Raw genomic sequence first — 16,302 nt, 5'->3', positions numbered from 1 at the left:
TTGAACTATTTCGAAAAGGGAGTTGGGCAGGAAAAGAGGGGCACTTCATACTGAAGTAACCCCTTTTCCCGGCAGTTATTTAACGAAATAGATTTTTCAGCTTTTCAAAAAATCCTTCTTTTTCTTCAGGTGCATCATCTGCTGTTTCTGTCTCTTGCTCTTGCTTTAAGCTATCGGTACGAATGACAAACTGTACCGAATCGGTTAGCTCATTATTTTTTTTCGATACAAAGGAAATAGGCTCGAAGTCTGATTTATCGTATTGAGAAAGCATGGAATCGATTTCCTCCTGCATTTCTTCTGGAATGTTAGAGGTAGCATCATGCAGCTGTGTTGTTCCGTTACGAAGCTCACCAGCTCCATCTGTCAGTCGGTCTGCACCATCTGCAGACTCTCCGATTCCATCATGGATCCCTTGATAGGAAGTAGCTAATTCATTGACTCCATTTGTATAAGCAATCAATCCTTCGTGGAATTGATTGTAGTTGGTGGCCATCTCTTCAACGCCGGTGATTAATTGATTGACACTTTCATCCACATCGATTTGGCTGATGGACTCTTCAAGACCAGCTGTGAGTGCTCGTAAATAATTGGCTGCTTCTCGAGTCGACTCACTAAAGGTATGGAGGCTTGGTCCAACTGATCCGAATGCTTCTGATGCAGCATCGTATGCACCTTTAACCGTTTGGGCAGCTTGATAAGTAGCTACTAATTCTTCGATTACTTCTTGATCTGCATCACTTTCGTACAATGCCGCAATATCTGTTTCCGTAATGCTTGGCTCAGGGATTTGCTTCATTGCATCCTGCAATGCTTGGTTTGCTTTTTCATAGTTTGAACCAAATTGATCCATTCCATCAGCAAGCTCTTCCAAGCCGGATATCATTTCAGAGACTGCTAGATCTAAGTCTTCTAGTTCTTCTAGAGCTGTTATGCCACTTGCCTTTTCAACCTCTTCTTGTACAGTTGCAAGTGCATCATTAATCTGTGAAGAGGCATCTGTCAATTGACTGCTGGACCCGTTCAATTCGTCCATTCCATTTTTATATTGAGCAGAGCCATCTTCCAGCTGATGAAGTCCGGAAGCTAACCCGTCCATTCCGTCACGTAATTCACCGACACCATTATCAATTTCACCAATTGCATCTGTCAATGACTGGAATTCCTCTGTTAATTCATCGGTATCTGGTGCATCCACAGCCATGGAAGGTGGTAAAGCAGCTATTTCGATACCGTCAATTTCAAATTGATCAGTTGTTGCTTCAATGGAAAATTTCTTTTCTTCATCTGGCATCATCGTAAAGGAGATTTGTTTGTTCTTCCCAGCATTTGCAATCGTCGCATCTTCTGCTTTGATATCTTGAAAATAGTCGGTATTTAAAGGAACCGAAATTTGCAGCATATAATTTTCAAAGAAGGTTGCGGCAACGTCTTTATTTTGTTTCACATCGATGGTTATTTCGACATCTCCTGTCATGCCAGGGATATCATCTGGATTAACCTCTTTGCCATCGATGTAATAGTCAATTGTAAATTGCCAAGGTAACTCCTTTTTTTCTTCAAGATTACCTTGATAAAAGAAATTATCGGTCTCTGCGTTGATACGTACGTTGTTGTTATCCTGTTCAATCGCAGATGTATCGGTTAAGTTTTTAATTTCTGTATAATCACCGTAGTCATCGATGATGCCCGGCTTGGTTAGTTCAAAGGAGTTGACAACGTAGACCCCCTTAAGATTACCGCCGGATTGCAAATTTGCGTAAATAACTTCATTCTTACTAGCAATTTCTCCAATTTTCTGCTCTTCATCTGCTCGCTCCTCTGATGTATTTGGAGAGGCGTACGTTGTGAGTACAGGAAAGAAAAAGATTGCTAGTGTTAACCATATCCATTTAATTGCCTTCTTCATGGTGATCCTCCTTGTAAAATTTCATCCGAAACGAAGTCTTCTCAATGATTCTATCTAATGTGACAAGCATAGCTGGCAGGAAGGTGATAACGAGTATAAACGCAAGCAGCGCACCTCTTCCCAGCAGTAATCCGATCGAACCGACAATTGGATTCGATGAGGTCAGCCACAGAATAAACCCAACACTTGAAAGAATGGATGCCGATACTGCAATTGAAAACAGCTTTTCATCAATTGTCTTTTTAATTGCAGGTAATTTAGTCATTTTCTGTCGGTGGTGTTTATACGTTTCGGTTAGCAAAATGGCATAGTCGACCGTTGCGGCTAGCTGAACGGTACTAACTATTAAATAGCCAACAAAGACTAAGGATGTATCCGTAAAGTAAGGAACCGCTAAGTTAATCCAAACCGCTGATTGAATCGTAAGCAGTAAAATGACTGGGATAGAAATAGATCGAAAGGTAAACAGTAATACCAGCCCAATCGTTGCTACTGTAAGAATGTTTACTATTTGATTATCCTGTGTCACGGTTTCTCTCATGTCAAATAATGCAACACTTTCCCCAAGGGTCAGTGCGTCCTCTCCATAATAAGAGGCTGATAGTTCACGTATATTGTCTACGAGCTGGAACGGAATATCTCCTTCTGTTCCAGCGTCGGTATTGATAATAATCCGACTATAGTTTTCCGACAAGAATTCTTCCGTAACATTTTTTTCTAAGAAATCCTGTGGAATCGTACTTCCAACCATATTAGCATAGCCAATGACAGAAGAGACATGATCCATATTTTCTATTTCTTGGGTCATTTCCAGCTCTTTTCCTATATCATCATTCGGAACCAATAATACGATTGCTGTTGTCTCACCAAACGTTTCCTCAATTTGCTTAATATCCATGCCTAATCGAGTGTCCTCTGGCTGCTCGCCCATACCATATGTAAAGGAGGTGCTATTTTGTGCCAAAAAGCTCGGTACTGTTAAGAGAAGTACAATTGCAATCGCAGGTATCTTTAACTTCAATAGCTTCGCACCAACACCTTTAAATACTGGTGGGATAAGTGTTTTGTGCTTTGTTTTGTCAATCCAGCTGTAGCATACTAATGTCAGTGCTGGTAAAAATACAACAACACTAATAAAGCTGAATACAATCCCTTTAACTAGATTTAGTCCTAAATCCGAACCAATCTCAAAATCCATAAACATTAGTGCAGTAAATCCAAAGAATGTAGTTAGTGCACTGGAGCTTATTACTGGTAGTGATTCTTTTATCGCTAGTTTCATAGCTTCTCCGGGCTTGTATTCCTTATTTCGGTAGTCTTGAAAACTATGAAGCAGGAAGATCGCATAATCCAGCGAGACGGCCAGCTGGAGAATTGGCGCTACGGATTGCGTAATAAAAGAAACCTCTCCAATGAAGATATTTGTTCCAAGGTTAATAAGAACAGAAACCCCAATTGCGGTCAAGAATAACACTGGTTCTACCCATGAATTCGTTGATAATACTAGGATGATAATAATAATCGGGACTAGTAATGCCGCAGCATACATCGTCTCCTGACCGGTCATCTCTTGCTGTGTAGCTGTATTTACTGCTTCACCAGTAATTGCGTTTTCGTCTCCGATCAGAGCGTAAATCTGATTGGTCGCTTCGACCTCTTTTCCGCTTTCTATTGTTACAGAATAAAGTGCCTTTTCATCCTGAAAATAATTTTCAACGGTTGCTTCATCCGCAAACTCGATAGGAGTTCTCAGATCTACTACATCATCCAGCCATTGAACCTCTGTAACACCATCAATTGCTTCCAGCTCATGCTTATAGGTTATTGCCTCTTGAATGGTAACATCCTCAATCATGACTCGTGTATTCGGAACACCGCTGGAGAATTCCTGCTCCATCATATTTAAGGCAACTGTTGATTCTGCTTTCTCAGGTAGATAATCTTGCATGTTATAATTTACATCTACAAAAAAGAAAGCAATTGCCGACAGTACCGTTAATGTTAGAAAAAGAATAACGACGGACTTTTTGAAACGTATGATTATATTTGTCAATGTCATTTCCCCATATCTTGATGATTTAGTGCTTTTACTTTATTATTATATATACATCATGTTAGTTACACAACAAACAGTTGCGTAAATCGTGTTATTTGCGCAACATATATTGAAAATTTGTTGGAAAACGGGTAATGAAAGGGTTTTACAATGGAAGGAAAATTAGACCGCCGAAAAAAATATACACGAATGGTTTTAAAGGAAAGCTTATTGGAGCTATTAAACGATAAACCAATTTCATCCATAACAATAAAGGAACTATGTGCGCTTGCAGATATCAATCGTTCGACTTTTTATAGTCATTATACGGATCAGTATGATTTATTGAATAAAATCGAGGATGAAATTATTCAAGAGTTGGATCAAACACTGCTTCAATATGACTATAAAAAGGAAAAAGAAATGCTTGCAATGACAAAATACTTACTAGATTACGTCGTGAGCAGAAGCGAGCATTTGCGCATTCTCTTTGGTGATCATGGGAGCAAGGGGTTCCAGCACCGTGTTATGGAATCGGCGCAAGCTCATATACGGTCAAACTTGGAACAGGGGAGTCAGCAGATCGGGGAAAATCATTTAAACTATATTACGTTGTTTGTTATTAGCGGCAGTATCCATATCATTGAAAAATGGCTAAGTAGTGGCATGCAGGAATCCGCAGAAGAAATGACAAAAATTATTACGGAAATCAGTAATCACGGGATGCTACACTATACATAAGTAGAACGGTAGGAGAATTCATCAGCTGTATGTTAACATAGGCTCAAGAGGTGAAATGAATGAAATACGTAAGTGTCAATGTGCATGGTCGTGTACAAGGTGTCGGATTTCGTTCTTTTACGCAGCACAGAGCAGTGGAGTGTAATATTACGGGCTGGGTGAAAAACGAAAACGACGGTAGTGTGCATATAGAAGCCCAAGGCAACGAAGAAGATATGTCCCGGTTTTTAGAGCTGATAAAAAAAGGGCCTTCTCGATTCGCTAACGTCCGTGATATGGATGTCATAACCTTAGATGAGGGTCCGAAATTTAAAGCTTTTAAAATTAAATATTAGATTTATAAAGGATTAGCTATGTGTGTATTACACACATAGCTAATCCTTTTTCAATTGTTTATTCTTTCCACGGAATCAGTTTATTCTCCAACCACCTTAAAGCTCGATTAAAGATTAAGCCAAGGAGAGACAGAATAAGTACCCCGACCATGAGCTTCGACGTAATCATTAAATTCCCGTAATGGAGCACCATGGAACCTATTCCTTCCTGGGCAGCGATCATTTCTGCCGATACGAGTAACAGGAGGGATGTTCCAGCTGCGAGCTTCAGCCCGGCAAATATCATCGGGAGAGCCCCAGGTAAAATTACCTTGCGAATCACATTGATTCGATTAGACCCAAATGTGACGGCAGCTTTCACAAGCATCGGATCAACACTTTTCACACCGGAAAAAGTATTAATAACAACAGGGAAGAAAACCCCTAATGCGATAATCGTTACCTTTGATAATTCACCAATCCCTAACCATAAAATAAATAAAGGCAGTAAAGCAATTTTCGGGATTGGATAAATCGAATAAACAATAGGTGTTCCGATCGCATCTGCGACTCGGAAGAATCCCAGAATCAGACCAATTAAAATACCGAAGGCCGCACCAATGGCATACCCTAGGACAATTCGGTAGAGACTGGCAGTCAGATTCCCGTAGATTTCCCCACTTACAAGCATCTCCCAACCTGTTATTACAATGTTAGATGGTGCCGGTAGAAATAATGGAGAAACAATTCCAATTCGAGAGACGATTTCCCACAGGATTAAGATACCAGCGATACCTAGAAAGGAAGTGTAGAATGGAACTTTTTTATCAAGAAAGGCAACACGATTCGTAATGACTTGTTTTTGTTTTTCCATTTACTATCACTCCTTCAGTGCCGCTTCGGCATCATGCCGAATAAGCTGCCAAATTTCATCTGCATACTTGCTTGATTGTTCACGGTATTTTTCATCGTTTCTGCCCGTTTTCGGTAAATCAATGTTAATGATCTGTTTAATTTGACCTGGATGTCTCGATAATACGATGACGCGATCAGCCAAATAAACTGCTTCTTCAATGTTATGTGTCACATAAAGCGTGCTTAATCTCGTCCGATTCCAAATGGTAAGCAGTTCCTCTTGCATGAGGGTTCGGGTCTGGGCATCCAGTGCAGAAAAAGGTTCGTCCATTAATAATAGATCTGGTTCCACTGCTAATGCTCTTGCAATGCCAGCACGCTGCTTCATTCCACCTGATAATTGCTTAGGGTATGCGTCCTTAAAGTCAGTTAATCCGACCATATCAATATAGTGATTGCCGATTTCCTGCTGTTGCTTTTTGGAGGCGCCTCTTTCTTGCAAACCATAAACGACATTTTCAAAAACAGTACGCCATGGGAAAAGAGCAATTTCCTGAAAAACAATTCCTAAGGTTGGGTTCTCTTTAATTCCATCAAAATAAACACTGCCACTTGTAGGGGACAATAACCCACCAACGATATTAAGCAGCGTTGATTTCCCGCATCCACTTGGACCAACAAGGACAACAAATTCCTCTTCATGAATCGTAAAATTAATATTTTTTAGTGCTGTTACTTCATTCTTTTTCGAATCTATAAAGGTTTTTTCTACATTCTCGATGACGATGCTCATAGTTGTTCACTACTCCAATTCTTTTAAAGCTTGGTCGAGAAGGTTTGTATTCACGATTTTGTCTGCATCAACCGGTGCTCCGATAAGCTCTTCCTTTGCATACCAATCGATTTGGGTTTGGATATCGGATGCGAGAAGCTTACCATCACGATCCATGTATGGCAGACCACGCTCGATAACAGCTGGTTCCTGATCCGTGTATTCAGCGATAATTTGAATTACTTCATCATAGTTTTCTCCTGGTACAATCTCGCCATTTTCCTTTGTCAGGACAGCGTCATAATAGTATTGTGTTGCTTTTGCATATGCTTTAAGAAATTTAGTCGCTGTTTCTGTATCGCCAGCAAACGATTTTGAGAAGAATATCCCAGAGGTTTGATAGTCGATCACATCGCCTACTTGTTTAATCACCTTGCCATACCCTTCATCTAACACCATTGTGATATTTGGTTCGTTTAATAAAACAGCATCCACTTGCTTGCTTTGCAATGTTTCCATTAGACCAGGAATACTGTTAACAGGGACAAGCTCTACGTCAGCTGACGTTAGACCGTGTTCCTCCAATAATCGACCAGCCATATAATGGAAGGTTGATCCCGTTTGTGTAATACCAACCTTCTTATCTTTTAAATCTTCAATTGTTTCGATATCTGAGTCACTATGTACTAATAATGCCGTTGAGGAATAGCCTTCCTGTTCTCTTCCTTTGTCCGCAACAATGACAAGTTCTTCACCGCCAGCAACCATATTGTAAAGACTCGCTGTAATTCCAGTTGCGCCGACATCAACGTCACCGCCGGCGGTTGCTACGGCAATTGGCTGTGCTGCTTCAAACCAGCTAGCCTGTGCATCAATGCCTTCCTCTTCAAAGTAGCCTTTCTCAAGTGCGATAAATAACGGTGCGGAGCTCGTCAGCTTCAACATACCGATTTCAATGGAAGCATGGTCGCCATTTGAGTCAGCTGCTCCCTCAGAAGAATTGTTTGCTTCCTCTTGTCCGCATGCAGCTAGTAAACATGCTAAAAATAATACAGAAATAAGTGCAATAACAGTTCTTTTTCTCAATTCTATTCCCCCTTTAGTTTGTAAATGTCTTAATAAAAAGAAAATTAAAAAAGCACAGGCGAATGCCGACTTAATCACCGTGCTAGTTTAATTAGATTTTTATAAGGATAGCACAAATAAATCAATCATTCCATATAATTATTGAAAAAATAGAAATTTTGTTGGTTTATTGGATTATTTGGAGATTACGTGTCGATGGTGTACTGAAATTTTATGGAGCAAAGGGTTTATGGTTGCATCTTTTGCCTAAAGTGATATAATGCGTAATCATTACGATTTAAGTGTTATAGAAAAATTATTGAGGAGAGGAAGAGTGAATTCATTTAGGGCAGGGGATAGTGGTAGATCGCTTTAATCATTTAATAGAAGTAAGCTCTTTTAATCTGTAAATCATAATGATAGTTAGTTTCGTTTCTAAAGGAAGAACTTTCGTAAAGAGAAAAGAGAGACTTACTAATCTGTTCCGTAAATATGCATGAATCAAAAAATTTTTGAATCTTAATCGTAATCATTACGATTTAGGGAAGGAGAACTCCATGAATAAGCATGTTGATGTTCTTATAGTTGGTGCTGGGGCTTCTGGAATTGGGGTAGGAATAGTGCTAAAGCAGATGGGTTGTGAAAATTTTTGCGTGATAGACAAGGGGGATATAGGAGAAACATTTCGCAGGTGGCCAAAAGAAATGAGGTTTATAACTCCTTCTTTTCCATCTCAAGGATTTGGCCAGACAGACCTTAACGCTGTAGCTCCTAAGACCTCACCTGCTTATACGCTAGATGAAGAACACCCTACTGGTGAAGAATATGCAGAATACCTAGAAGTGCTGGCAGATCATTACCAATTACCGTTACGAACTAAAGTGGAAGTAAAAGAAATAAGGAAGCACAACAACCAATTGTTTGAGGTAGTAACTTCTAAAGGGAAATTATGCAGTAAATTTATTGTGTGGGCAGCCGGGGAGTATCAATACCCCGATTTTGACGTTTTCCCGGGAGCAGAACACTGTATTCATAGTAGTCAAATTCATTCTTGGGAGGAGATGAAAGCAGATGATTATCTTGTGATAGGCGGGTATGAAAGTGGAATTGATGCATTGTATCAACTGAATAGACTTAACAAAAAAACTCGACTTTTGGCTAAAACCGCCACATGGGAAATCGATAGCAGTGACCCGAGTATTGTTATATCCCCATATACATACGGTCGGATGAAAGAAGCGCTTGCTGATGACAGAATCGAGATGTATGAGAACCTGACTGTTAGCTCTGTGAGAAAGGAAGGTAATTCTTATTATGTGGAAACACGAGAAGGCGAACAATTTACCACATGTACGCCTCCTGTACTAGCAACGGGCTATAAAGGTAGTACGTCCATGATCTCACAGCTTTTTGAGTTTGGGGAACATGGAAAGCCGTTAGTTAATGAACAGGATGAATCGACTTACTGCCAAGGATTATTTCTTTGTGGACCTGAATTGCGACATGGCAGTCATGTGTTTTGTTATATATATAAGTTTCGACAACGATATGCAGTACTTGCTGAAGCAATCGGTTCTCGACTAAACCTTAATATGGATATTCTTGAATTATATCAGAAGGAAAATTTTTATCTGGACGATCTTTCAGGTTGTGGAGAGCGCTGTGAGTGTTAAAAACAAAACGGATAAATTGATCGCCTTAGTAGGTCTTGAATCTGTAGGAAAGTCTGCATTATTCAGACATATGACTGGTCATCAAACAGGAATTGAAACCAATGTAAAAGGGTCAACTGTCGTTCTTACGCGCAGAGGGTTAAAACGAAATGTTGAAGTAGAGCTAGTTGATACACCGGGGATTCGTTTTAAAGATGATAGCATGACTACGAAATTGACCTTGGAGGAAATTAAGTTTTTGGAAGAGGTTATTATAGTTGTGAAATCTCCTCATTTAAAGAATGATCTTCTGTTATTAGAAGAACAGCTCCATCTGAGAGGGAAAAAAGTTACAGTTATAGCTACTCACAAGGATATTTATGAACCGAGTGATGAAGAAAAGCATTTTGTAAAGGATCTGTTGAATGTACCGGTTATCTGGTGTAATAGCCGTTCTATGAAAGAAACAGAACAAGATGAATTATGGGAGGCTATACAAGATGCTTCAACATGGAAGCTAAACAGCAGTTTACTCCATTTTCTGCCTTCAGATCATGAAGCAGAAAATAAAAATTGGCTGGAAACAGTACTGCGTCAAAAGGTGATTGGACCTTTATTTGCTCTGCTTCTAATCATAAGTATGTTTGCTTCTCCGGTATTTCTTGCATACCTGTTCTCAAGTTACGTAGAACCCTTTTCAGAAAAGATGATGATAGTTCCATTAAAGGAATACGCCGTTCATTTTCCTGCTTTTTTCCAAGTTTTATTAATTGGAGACTATGGCGCATTAACCCTTGGATGGTATTCCTTCTTATGGGCATTTCCAGTAGTCCTTTTCATCGGTCTTAGTGTTGCAGTTACAGAAGAAACAGGTATACAGGAACATATAACACATGCATTAGATCCATGGCTGAGGAAAATCGGGCTAACTGGAAGAGACTTGATACCAGTTTTAACTGGCTATGGCTGTAATGTTGTAGCTGTTATGCAAAGCAGAAGCTGCAGTAGCTGTACGAGGGCTTCATGCATCTCCATGATTTCGTTTGGCTCTGCTTGTAGTTATCAAATTGGGGCAACTTTATCCTTGTTCGGTTCTGCAGGAAAACCAATATTATTTTTCCCTTATATACTGATTTTGTTTATTATAGGTGCCATTCATACAAGGGTATGGAATAAGAACTCTTTACCGCTAACTACAGTATCTTCTTTGCCCTACTTGCAGTCTATAACATGGAGGGGAACTGTTTTTCGTTTAAAAGGAATGCTAAAACAATTCTTTACACAAGCGATGCCGATTTTTATCTTAATTTGTTTAGTCGCTTCTATTTTTGATTATTTGCATGTAATGAAGGGCTTATCTGCTTTGATTACGCCTATATTAGGGTTGTTTTCCTTACCAGCGGATGTTGCTCCTGGTGTGATTTTTTCTGTTTTTAGAAAAGATGGGATGATGGTATTGAACGAGGGACAAGGTTCCCTGCTTCAGAGTTTGGAGACATGGCAGCTATTTATAACCGTATATTTAGCTTCAACCTTATCTTCCTGTTTAGTAACTCTGTTCACGATTTACAAAGAATTAGGCGGGAGACACGCTGTAGAACTGCTGGGAAAACAAATGATTACGTCCATCATAAGTACGTTGCTATTAGCTATCGTTTTATATACTTATTTTAATTAAATGTGGAGGAAGAAGCGTATGGAAAAGAAAATACCTGTTACCGTTTTGAGTGGCTATTTAGGGTCGGGAAAAACAACACTGCTAAACCATCTATTAAATAATCATAATGGACTGAAAGTGGCTGTGATTGTAAACGATATGAGTGAAATTAATATCGATGCCGATTTAGTAGAGAAGGGGGGTCATTTTTCAAGGACGGAAGAGAACTTAGTTGAGATGTCTAACGGGTGTATTTGCTGCACGTTAAGGAAGGATCTGCTGATAGAGGTTGAAAAAATCGCGAAGGCAGGCAATATCGATTATATCATCATCGAATCTACTGGAATAAGTGAACCTGTACCAGTTGCTCAGACATTTTCCTATATTGATGAGGAACTAGGTATCGATCTTACCCAGTTTTGCCGCCTTGATACAATGGTTACTGTTGTTGATGCATACCGTTTTTGGCATGATTATGAATCTGGTGATCGGCTGCTTGATAGAAAGCAAGCAGTTGGAGAAGCAGATGATCGTAATCTTGCAGATTTACTAATCGACCAAATTGAATTTTGTGATGTTCTTCTATTGAATAAATGCGATATGGTGACGGAAAAACAACTTCGTTCATTGACGAAAGTTATTCAAACTTTGCAACCCGATGCCAAAATTATTCATACAACATTTGGCAAGGTTAATCCAACAGAAATTTTAAACACCCGTCGGTTTAATTTTGAAACGGCTAGTCAAGCAGCTGGATGGCTAAAAGAATTAATGGCAGGGCCGGAAGAGCATACGCCAGAAACAGAGGAATATGGAATTAACTCCTTTGTGTATAGTCGAAGAATTCCATTTAACTCGAAGCGTTTTTATGATTGGATTAGGCAAATGCCGATGTCAATTGTCCGTGCGAAAGGAATTGCGTGGTGTGCGACAAGGAATGATTTGGCACTCCTTCTCTCCCAAGCTGGTCCTTCGGTCGCTATTGAACCAGTCTCCTATTGGGTAGCTTCACTTCCAGATGCACAAAAAGAACACACAATTAAGCAAAATCCTAACATACTAAACGATTGGGATTCGGAATTTGGGGATCGAAAGACAAATCTTGTATTTATTGGCGTTGATTTGGAAAAAGGAACGATTATTCGGGAGCTTGACAAATGTCTGCTTACACCAGAAGAGATGGATATGGAATGGTCTGAGATGGGAGATCCATTTATTTGGGAGTTGAGAAATCACAATTAAATAAAAACGGGGGAATAGAAATGATTTTATCGAGTCAAACCATTCTCAAAAAGCTAGAGAAAGATGAGCTAGCTGTCGAACCTTTTAATCAGGCTAACCTTCAGCCGGCGTCCGTCGATCTATCGCTTGGCAGCCATTTTATGACATTAAATGAATATAGCACAGGTAAATTATCCATGGGTGAGAGAGCTTCCTACCGTGATATTTATATAGGAGCCCAAGAAGCGATAATCATTCCTCCTCACACCTTTATGCTTGCAACGACAAAAGAGTGGATTAAATTATCAAATCATGTTACTGGCTTTGTAGAAGGGAGGAGTTCTGTTGGGAGAATGGGACTTTTTGTACAAAATGCCGGGTGGGTAGATCCTGGATTCGAAGGGCGGATCACGCTTGAGCTATTTAACTCGAATCGTTTTCCGATTGAATTAATAGAAGGAAGAAGAATATGTCAATTGGTTTTTGCAGAAACGGATCAACCAACAAAACCGTATCAGGGCAAATATACAAAACAATCTAGTACAACTGCCAGCTGTATTTATATGGATGAGGAGAACTGCTCCAATTAATTGTAGATTAAGGAATCCAGGAGGGAAAGCATTGTCAAAGAAAGTACAAGTTACAGTGTTAAGTGGCTATTTAGGATCAGGAAAAACAACACTGCTAAATTATTTATTACACAATAAAGAAGGTAGGAAAATAGCCGTTATTGTAAACGATATGAGTGAAGTGAACATTGATGCCGACATGGTCAAAAAAGGAGGATTTAGTCGTACAGAAGAAAAATTAGTAGAATTGCAGAATGGATGTATTTGCTGCACGCTTCGGGAAGATTTAGTGAAAGAGGTAGATAAACTGGCCAAACTGGACATCGACTATATAGTTATCGAATCATCCGGAATATCAGAGCCAATACCAGTCGCGCAAAGCTTCACCTATGAAGACGAAGACCTTGGGATAAATCTTGCGGAACGTTGTGAATTAGATACGATGGTTACCGTAGTGGATGCAAGTTATTTTTGGGAGGATTATCGATCTGGAGAAAGCTTACTTGACCGTAATCAAGAGGCAGATGAGAACGACGAGCGGGACGTTATTGATCTATTAATTGATCAAATTGAATTTGCTAACATAATCCTATTAAATAAGGTCGACTTAGTGGATGCGGAAAGCAGAGAAGAATTAAAAGCTGTTTTAAAACAATTGAATCCAGATGCTCAAATTATTGCTACTGAATACGGAAAAGTTGCTTTAGAGACTGTACTGAATACACGATTATTTGACTTCGAAAAAGCAAGTCAGGGTGCAGGGTGGATAAAGGAACTAAATGAAGAGCATATCCCTGAGACGGAGGAATATGGGATTAGCTCCTTTGTCTATCGAAGAAAAAAACCGTTTCATCCTGAGCGTTGGGGTACATGGTTAGAAAATTGGCCAACTGGAGTTATTCGATCGAAAGGTTTCTTTTGGTTGGCGTCTAGAAATGATGTTTCTGGTTTATTATCACAGGCTGGGCCATCCATTGCAATTCAAGAAGCAGGAAAGTGGATAGCTACGTATCCAAAGCAAGAACAATCGGCTATTTTAGAGGAAGATCCAGATTTAGCTAAGTACTGGGACGACAACTATGGAGACAGAATGACTGAACTAGTATTTATAGGGAAAGAGATGGATAAAGAAGGAATAATCAAAAGTCTAGATCAATGTTTACTGTCAGATGTCGAAATGAATTTGGATTGGAATATGTTTTATGATCCGTTACCATCATTTAGCAGCTATTAATTAAATTCACCAAGAAGATGGTGTGTTAGCAAATACCCGAAATAACATTTCTTAGAAGACTACACTTCCCCTGTTGAGGCTGGGACAAAAGTATTTTTATGAAGTGAAAACCGAACATGATTGATGCAAATAACTCGATCCGGAAATATAATTCGCGCATCCAGTGGCGGCTGGTGAGCCTCTCTGTGCTATCGCACTTCGGTGTCTCACCTATGCCTTTCCTCCCGCAGGAGTCTACGTATATTTCTTATGCTAAGTTTGTACATCATTCGTCTTTAACATTAAGTACTTTAGTTATGTCCCAGCCTCAACTTAATTTATATACACCTCACTTTCTAGGAAGGCACTAACTCAATATAAAAGCTGATTATAATACATTCATAATGACTTCTAAATGACGAGCATGATCTCAGTGAAATCTCCTGCTGTTATTAAGAAAATGTAAAATCTTAACGTATAATTTACAATTTATTGAGTGAATTATTCTGTCTATTGTTGTATCCCTTGCCACAACTTATTTATCAAAAAAATTGTTAAACCCTACCAAAAACCTCCATTGTAAAGTGAATTTACACAAGTCACACCATTTCTTCATTTCACCTTTAATCTTCCTTAATATTCGTTCCTTATAATGAAGCTAGGTTCAAAAGAGGAGGATTTGATGCGTAAAACGGAATTGCATGTTCACTCGACATTTTCAGATGGTGTCCAAACACCGGAAGAGATTGTGCATCTAGCGAAAGAGGCAAACATTCAAGTACTTTCCATTACCGACCATGATGAAATCGGAGCGTATAAGGAAGCCCTGCCATTAGCAGAGGCAGCTGGAATTGAATTGATTCCTGGAATTGAGCTGAACACGGATGGAGAAGCAGGTGAATTACATATTCTTGGATATTTATTTGATCCAGAGCATCCGGAAATGCTCCAGCATATTAGCTGGCGTAAAGCAGAGCGGAAAAACTGGGCAAAGAAAATCGTTGCTCGTTTGAACGAATTAGGCTATAGCATTACGTTTCAAGATGTAGAAAGGTATGCACCACAAGATATTATTGTACGCACGCATATTGCCAGTGCGCTTTGTGAGAAAGATTACTTTACTACGACCCACGAGGCCTATCACGGCCTATTAGTGAAAGGGAAGCCGGCATTCGTTGAGCGGGGGGCGTTTTCTGCAAAAGATGCAATTGAATTAATTCAAGCCTGTGGCGGGGAAGCTTACCTTGCGCATCCAGGTGCCTACCGGTTTCCTATAGATGAAGTAAAGGTTTTATCGTATGGGATTGATGGAATTGAGGTCTATCATTCCAAGCATCGTGAGACAGACGTTTCCTATTGGAAGGAATTTGCACTTAAAAATCAGCTGCTGATTTCTGGCGGGTCTGATAGTCATGGGAGGCATACGCGAAATGCGTATGCGATTGGTAGTGTGCAGTTAGATAAGCATTCCCAAAAGCATTGGCTGGAAAAGGTTGGTGCAAAACGATGAAACTATTTATCGCTTCATCATTATGCTGGGACTATCATCCGAATGAAGTTATTACGATCGCAAAGGAATATGGCTTATATGGAGTAGAACTGTGGGCAGAGCATATTTATTATCATCAAGCAAATCCTGCTGAAATTCGAATTCATGCTGAAATGGAAAATATCGAATTAACGTTGCATGCATCGAGCTGGGATTTAAATATTTGTTCGATTAATAAAGGAATTCAGGAACAGTCCATTGTTGAATTAAAGAAATCGATTGATTTGGCAGCAGCACTAGGCGCATTGCATATGACTTTTCATCCTGGAAGGTTAACGGTTAAAAATTACTTAGTTGAGGAGCATATGCGCGCACTTGTCACCAACACAAAGCGGCTTTTAGAATATGCGGCAGTAAGAGAAGTCGTGTTATCGCAGGAAATGATGGAACCTATCGCGAAGGAGATTTTAACAGAGCCAAAGGCAATGAATCATTTCTTAGAGCAGGTTGGGCCGGGTCTTCAGGTGACCTTAGATATCGCGCATACGCCGCTTGAAGAAAACAACGAGGTTTATTTAGAAGAGCAGCAGCGTGTAAACAGTATTCATGTAAGTGACTCCAAAAGGGATCGATACCACGTTCCGCTAGGAGAAGGTGAGATTAATCTAGAGGAGATTCTATTATGCCTAGGCGAGAAAGACTTACCTATCGTACTCGAAGGAATGGATACAGATCGCTCCTTATCTTTTTTAAAGAAGCATCTGAACTTTTTACATAAAGAATGGAAGGAAAGGAAGATAAGCATTTGAA

Annotated in this window: 14 protein-coding genes; 9 read left to right on the top strand and 5 right to left on the bottom strand. The window is 39.6% G+C overall.

The window, feature by feature from the left end; genetic code table 11:
- Positions 1–79: 79 nt before the first annotated feature.
- Positions 80–1,909: a YhgE/Pip domain-containing protein gene (locus MHH64_RS01440; RefSeq protein ID WP_340002542.1), complete on the bottom strand. Its 1,830-nt coding sequence runs from the start codon at positions 1,907–1,909 to the stop codon at positions 80–82.
- Positions 1,893–3,968: an MMPL family transporter gene (locus MHH64_RS01435; RefSeq protein WP_251660150.1), complete on the bottom strand. Its 2,076-nt coding sequence runs from the start codon at positions 3,966–3,968 to the stop codon at positions 1,893–1,895. Before MHH64_RS01435 ends, MHH64_RS01440 begins: the two co-directional genes overlap by 17 nt.
- 147 nt (positions 3,969–4,115) lie before the next feature.
- On the opposite strand from MHH64_RS01435, the gene MHH64_RS01430 reads away from it, so the two are divergent.
- Entirely contained in the window at positions 4,116–4,685 is a 570-nt protein-coding gene (locus tag MHH64_RS01430) for a TetR-like C-terminal domain-containing protein (RefSeq protein ID WP_118888319.1), read from the top strand.
- A gap of 59 nt (positions 4,686–4,744) precedes the next feature.
- Positions 4,745–5,020, top strand: coding sequence for an acylphosphatase (locus MHH64_RS01425; RefSeq protein ID WP_118888320.1), 276 nt, complete (start codon positions 4,745–4,747; stop codon positions 5,018–5,020).
- Between the two features lie 58 nt (positions 5,021–5,078).
- Here MHH64_RS01425 and MHH64_RS01420 read toward each other — a convergent pair whose 3' ends face one another.
- From MHH64_RS01420 to MHH64_RS01410, 3 genes are read right to left on the bottom strand one after another with little or no spacing between them, the layout of a single operon-like run.
- On the bottom strand, positions 5,079–5,873 hold the full coding sequence (locus tag MHH64_RS01420) for an ABC transporter permease (protein WP_095310351.1): 795 nt from the start codon (positions 5,871–5,873) through the stop codon (positions 5,079–5,081).
- Between the two features lie 6 nt (positions 5,874–5,879).
- The gene (locus MHH64_RS01415; RefSeq protein ID WP_303447014.1) at positions 5,880–6,647 is read right to left on the bottom strand and encodes an ABC transporter ATP-binding protein; all 768 of its coding nucleotides are present in this window, start codon (positions 6,645–6,647) and stop codon (positions 5,880–5,882) included.
- Between the two features lie 9 nt (positions 6,648–6,656).
- The gene (locus tag MHH64_RS01410) at positions 6,657–7,712 is read right to left on the bottom strand and encodes an ABC transporter substrate-binding protein (RefSeq protein WP_340002541.1); all 1,056 of its coding nucleotides are present in this window, start codon (positions 7,710–7,712) and stop codon (positions 6,657–6,659) included.
- Between the two features lie 536 nt (positions 7,713–8,248).
- On the opposite strand from MHH64_RS01410, the gene MHH64_RS01405 reads away from it, so the two are divergent.
- The 7 genes from MHH64_RS01405 (at position 8,249) to MHH64_RS01375 (ending at position 16,301) form a co-directional block, all read left to right on the top strand.
- A complete protein-coding gene (locus tag MHH64_RS01405; RefSeq protein ID WP_340002540.1) occupies positions 8,249–9,364 on the top strand; it encodes an NAD(P)/FAD-dependent oxidoreductase in 1,116 nt (371 codons plus the stop codon).
- A complete protein-coding gene (locus tag MHH64_RS01400; RefSeq protein ID WP_340002539.1) occupies positions 9,354–11,021 on the top strand; it encodes a nucleoside recognition domain-containing protein in 1,668 nt (555 codons plus the stop codon). Before MHH64_RS01405 ends, MHH64_RS01400 begins: the two co-directional genes overlap by 11 nt.
- 18 nt (positions 11,022–11,039) lie before the next feature.
- Positions 11,040–12,242: a GTP-binding protein gene (locus MHH64_RS01395; protein ID WP_340002538.1), complete on the top strand. Its 1,203-nt coding sequence runs from the start codon at positions 11,040–11,042 to the stop codon at positions 12,240–12,242.
- 20 nt (positions 12,243–12,262) lie between these two features.
- A complete protein-coding gene (gene dcd / locus MHH64_RS01390) occupies positions 12,263–12,811 on the top strand; it encodes a dCTP deaminase (RefSeq protein WP_095310363.1) in 549 nt (182 codons plus the stop codon).
- 31 nt (positions 12,812–12,842) lie between these two features.
- Positions 12,843–14,024: a GTP-binding protein gene (locus MHH64_RS01385; protein WP_340002537.1), complete on the top strand. Its 1,182-nt coding sequence runs from the start codon at positions 12,843–12,845 to the stop codon at positions 14,022–14,024.
- Between the two features lie 661 nt (positions 14,025–14,685).
- The gene (locus MHH64_RS01380) at positions 14,686–15,513 is read left to right on the top strand and encodes a PHP domain-containing protein (RefSeq protein WP_340002536.1); all 828 of its coding nucleotides are present in this window, start codon (positions 14,686–14,688) and stop codon (positions 15,511–15,513) included.
- On the top strand, positions 15,510–16,301 hold the full coding sequence (locus tag MHH64_RS01375) for a sugar phosphate isomerase/epimerase family protein (protein WP_340002535.1): 792 nt from the start codon (positions 15,510–15,512) through the stop codon (positions 16,299–16,301). The genes MHH64_RS01380 and MHH64_RS01375 overlap by 4 nt, the downstream gene beginning before the upstream one ends.
- Position 16,302 lies beyond the last annotated feature (1 nt).

Origin of the sequence: Oceanobacillus sp. FSL K6-0127 (assembly GCF_037983385.1) — a bacterium.
GTDB classification, from domain to species: domain Bacteria; phylum Bacillota; class Bacilli; order Bacillales; family Amphibacillaceae; genus Oceanobacillus; species Oceanobacillus profundus.
Note: the sequence above shows the minus strand (reverse complement) of the source record. Positions and strands in the feature narration are given on the sequence as shown.